Source organism: Streptomyces olivaceoviridis (assembly GCF_014650115.1).
Lineage (GTDB): Bacteria > Actinomycetota > Actinomycetes > Streptomycetales > Streptomycetaceae > Streptomyces > Streptomyces olivaceoviridis.
This window is the reverse complement of record NZ_BMUI01000080.1, coordinates 1-4,772: the sequence shown is the minus strand read 5'-3', so window position 1 is coordinate 4,772 and position 4,772 is coordinate 1. Positions and strand designations below refer to the sequence as shown.

At 73.8% G+C, this 4,772-nt stretch carries 2 protein-coding genes; both read left to right on the top strand.

From position 1 onward, the window contains the following. The first annotated feature begins 16 nt into the window (after positions 1 to 16). The gene (locus IE273_RS42860; RefSeq protein ID WP_189820519.1) at positions 17 to 3,880 is read left to right on the top strand and encodes an SDR family NAD(P)-dependent oxidoreductase; all 3,864 of its coding nucleotides are present in this window, start codon (positions 17 to 19) and stop codon (positions 3,878 to 3,880) included. A 33-nt stretch (positions 3,881 to 3,913) separates the two neighbouring features. Next, positions 3,914 to 4,772: beta-ketoacyl synthase N-terminal-like domain-containing protein (locus IE273_RS42855; protein ID WP_444545942.1), on the top strand; the 859-nt coding region annotated here is incomplete at its 3' end.

The following is a 4,772-nucleotide window of genomic DNA, read 5'->3' as shown; positions in this document are numbered from 1 at the left end:
GGTGTCCTCGTTCGGGGTGAGCGGTACCAACGCCCACGTCATCCTGGAAGCGCCGCCGACCACGCCGGACCGGCAATCCGCGCCCGACAGCGTGCGTCCCGCGGTCCCGCCGGTCGTCCCTTGGCCGCTGTCCGGCCGGACCCCCTCACAGCTGCGGGCGCAGGCCCGGTCTCTGCTCGCTGTCGTCGGCGACCGCGACGGGACGGACCTCGGACATTCCCTGGCGGCCACCCGCACCTGCTGGGAGCACCGGGCGGTCGTCCTGGCCGACCACCCGGACGCACTACGGGAACTGGCGGACGGACAGCCCTCCGGTGGCCTGGTGACCGGTGAGTCCACCCCCGGTGGCTTCGCCTTCCTCTTCACCGGCCAGGGAGCCCAGCGGCCCGGCATGGGGGCGGAGCTGTACGCGTCCTATCCGGTCTTCGCGGCTGCCCACGACGCGGTGACCGCCCACTGGCAGGAGGACATCGCGGACACGGCCGAACTGCTGGACCGCACCGACCATGCCCAGAGGGCGTTGTTCGCCCTGGAAGTCGCGCTGTTCAGACTCTTCGAGTCCTGGGGGGCGAGGCCGCGTGCCGTCGCCGGCCACTCCATCGGCGAGGTCGCCGCCGCACATGTGGCCGGGGTGCTCTCGCTCGCCGACGCCTGTGCGCTGGTGGAGGCACGTGGGCGGCTGATGGCGGCGCTGCCGGCCGGCGGCGCGATGATCTCGGTGCGCGCCTCGGAGGCGGAGGTGACCGCGGAACTGCCCGACGGGGTGTGCCTGGCCGCGGTCAACGCACCGGACTCCGTCGTCCTGTCCGGCGACGCCCCGGCCGTGCGGGCGTACGCCGAGAAGTGGCGGCACGCGAAGGAGCTGCGGGTCAGTCACGCCTTCCACTCGCACCACATGGACGGCATGCTCGACGCCTTCGGCGAGGTGGTACGGGGCCTGACCTTCTCCCGGCCCACGATCACCCTGCCCGCCGCGGTCGAGGACCCCGAGTACTGGGTGCGTCAGGTCCGCGAACCCGTGCGGCTCACGGACTCCCTGGCCACGCTGCGCTCCCTCGGCATACGGACCTTCGTCGAGCTCGGGCCGGACGCCGTACTCAGTGCCGTGGGGCCGCGGTGCGTGCCGGACGCGGCGTTCGTTCCCACCCTGCGTCCGCAAGCGGGACTGACCGAGCCCCGGGGCGCGGTGACCGCTCTGGCACGACTCCACGTGCGCGGCGCGGCCGTGGACTGGACCGCACTTCTGCCGGGCGCACGCCGCGTCGAGCTGCCCACCACCGCGTTCCAACGGGACCGGTACTGGCTGCGGGACTCGGGCGCCGCACTCGGGGCGGCCGACTCGGGCCTGGCACCCGCCGGACACCCGTTGCTGGCCGGGACCGTGGACCTGCCCGACGGGGGCCGCGTCTTCACGGGCAGCCTGTCCACAGCGACCCACCCGTGGCTGGCCGATCACGTCGTCGACGGCACGGTCCTGGTCGCCGGCACGGCACTGCTCGATCTGGCGTTGCACGCGGCCGACCGGACCGGCGCCGGCCACGTGGACGAGCTGGTCCTGCGGGAACCCCTGGTGGTGCCCGATCGCGGTGTGGTCCTCCTCCGGTTGCACGTCGCGCCGCCCGACGACGCCGGACGGCGCGCGCTGACGATCTCCTCCCGCGCCGGCGGCAGCGACGCGGACCCCTGGGCGCTGCACGCCGAGGGCACGCTCGCCGGTCACGGCGCGAACGCGGCGCACGAGCCGGCTCCGCCGGGGCCGTGGCCCCCGGCGGGTGCCGTACCGCTCGACCTGACCGACGTGTACGACCGGCTCGCCGACGCCGGTTTCGCCTACGGTCCCTCGTTCCAGGGGCTGCGCGCCGCCTGGCGGGTCGGCCGGGAGGTGTGTGCCGAGGTGGCCCTCGCCGGGTCCGACGCCGACGGCCATGTCGTACACCCGGTCCTGCTGGACGCCGCGCTGCATGCGCTGGCCCTGGACGCCACCGGCCTGCGGCTGCCGTTCGCCTGGTCGCGGGTGTCGGTCACCGCGCGCGGGGCGACGGCGCTGCGGGTCCGCCTCTCACCGTCGGAGTCCGGGGCGGTACGCCTCACGGCCGTGGACGTCGACGGCCGGCCGGTGGTGACCGTGCGGTCACTGATCACCAGGGAGGTCACGACCGGCAGGCTCCACGCCGGCCGGCTGTACCGCACTCAGTGGGTCCCCGTATCCGTGAGTGCGGCCCCCGAACCGCCGGCCGCGGAGGACCAGTTGGTCATCGACCCGTACACCGGCGATGCGGCCTCCGCCGCTCGCCGCGCGGCCCGACGCGTCCTGACGGCCGTCCAGGAGCGGCTCGCCGACGGCACGCGCACCTCGCCGTTGGCGGTGGTGGTCGCGGGCACGGCGGATCCGGTCGGTGGAACGGTCGCGGGCCTGGTCCGCTCCGCGCAGTCCGAGCACCCCGGTCGATTCGTCCTCGTGCACCTCGACGGTCCGCATGACCGGCTGGCCGCCGCCCTGACCGCGGGTGAGCCCGAAGTCGCCGTCCACGGAGAGAACGTCTGCGTGCCACGCTGGACGCGGACCGGTCCTCCGCCCGGCACCCGGCCGCCGTTCGACCCGGACGGCACCGTGCTGGTCACCGGCGGCTCGGGGGCCCTCGGCCGTGCTGTGGCCCACCACCTCGTCGCCGTCCACGGTGTGCGGCGGCTGCTGCTGATCGGCCGCCGGGCCCCGGACGGCACCGTCGTCCGGGAACTGGAGGCACGGGGGGCGACAGTCCACGCCGCGGCCTGTGACGTCTCCGACCGGGAGGCGCTCGCCCGTCTGCTGGCCTCCGTGCCCACCGGACACCCGCTGACCGCGGTCATCCACGCTGCGGGCGTCACCGCTGACGCCACCGTCACAGCGCTGACATCGGAGCACCTCGACGCCGTTCTCGCACCGAAGGCGGACGGCGCATGGCATCTGCACGAGCTGACCAAGGACGCGCCGCTGAGCACGTTCGTCATGTTCTCCTCGCTCGCCGGCACGCTGGGTGGCCCGGGGCAGGCCAACTACGCCGCCGCGAACGCGTTCCTCGACGCCCTGGCCGAACACCGGCACGGTCTTGGCCTGCCGGCGCATTCCTTGGTATGGGGTCCCTGGGACACCGCGGACGGCATGACCGCCGGCCTGGACCGCTCGGACGAACTGCGGCTGCGCCGCTCGGGCTTGCTGCCGCTGCCCGTCGACGACGCCCTGTCCCTGCTCGACGCCGCTCTCGCACTGGACCACCCGGTGCTGGCGCCGGTCCGCCTCGACCGGGAGGTCCTGCGCGCGGGGAGTGTTCCGCCCCTTCTGCGCGATCTCCTCCCGCCCGCTCCCCGACCGGCCGCTGGAAACGGCGGGGCCTGGGCGGAACGGTTCGCGGCACTTCCGGAGGCGGAACGCGACCGCGCGTTGCTGGACCTGGTCAGGAGCGAAGCCGCCCGCGTACTCGGGCATCGGGCCGGAACGCGTATCGACGCGCACCAGTCGTTCACCGACGCCGGACTGGACTCGCTGGCAGCCGTCGAACTGCGCAACGCCCTGGCGACGGCGATCGGCCTGGATCTACCCGCGACACTCCTGTTCGATCACCCCGACCCGGCGGACCTCGCCGAGCACCTGCGGAGCCTCGTCGTCCCGGCCACGCATCAGGTGGCCCTGCGGGACCTCGACCGGGTCGGCGCGGTACTGACCGGACTCTCCCCCGACGATCCCCTCCGCGAGCAGTTGCACGAACGGCTGCGGGCCCTGCTGCGGCACTCCGGGCGCCCTGCCGCGACGCCCCCGGCCGGCGGTGACGACCTCAAGGCCAGGGTGCTGTCCGCGACGGCCGACGACATCTTCGCCCTCATCGACACGGAGCTCGGGTGACCCATGGACAACGAGCAGAAACTCCTCGACTACCTGAAGCGGGTCACGGTCGACCTGCACGAGGCCCGCTCCCGCGCCGAACAGGCGGAGGCCCGGTCGAGCGAACCCATCGCGATCGTCGGCATGGCCTGCCGGCTTCCGGGAGGCACCCACACACCGGACGGGCTGTGGGAGCTGCTCCACGAGGGGCGGGACGCCGTCTCCGGGTTCCCGGCCGACCGCGGCTGGGACGTGGACGCGCTGTACGACGAGGACCCCGCACGACCGGGCACCCTCTACGTACGCGACATCGGACACCTGCGTGATGTCGCCGACTTCGATCCCGGCTTCTTCGGGATGTCGCCCCGCGAGGCGCTGACGGTCGACCCCCAGCAGCGGCTGCTGCTGGAGTTGGTCTGGGAGGCCACGGAGCACGCCGGCATCGCGCCCCGCTCCCTGCGCGGCAGTCGTACCGGGGTGTTCGCCGGGCTGATGTACAACGACTACGGCTCCCGGCACACCACCGCTCCGGACGGCTTCGAGGGCTACATCGGCAACGGCAGTTCGGCGAGCATCGCGTCCGGCCGGGTCGCCTACACCTTCGGCTTCCAGGGCCCCGCGGTCAGCATCGACACGGCCTGCTCCTCCTCGCTCGTCGCCCTGCACCTGGCCTGCCAGTCGCTGCGCCAGGGAGAGACCACGCTGGCGCTGGCCGGAGGGGTGGCCGTGATGTCGACCCCGTCCGCACTGGTGGAGTACAGCCGGCTGCGCGCTCTCTCACGTGACGGGCGGTGCAAGGCGTTCGCGGAGGGCGCCGACGGCACGGGCTTCGCCGAGGGCGGTTCCATGGTCCTCCTGGAGCGGTTGTCGGATGCGGAGCGGTTGGGGCATCCGGTGCTCGCGGTGGTGCGGG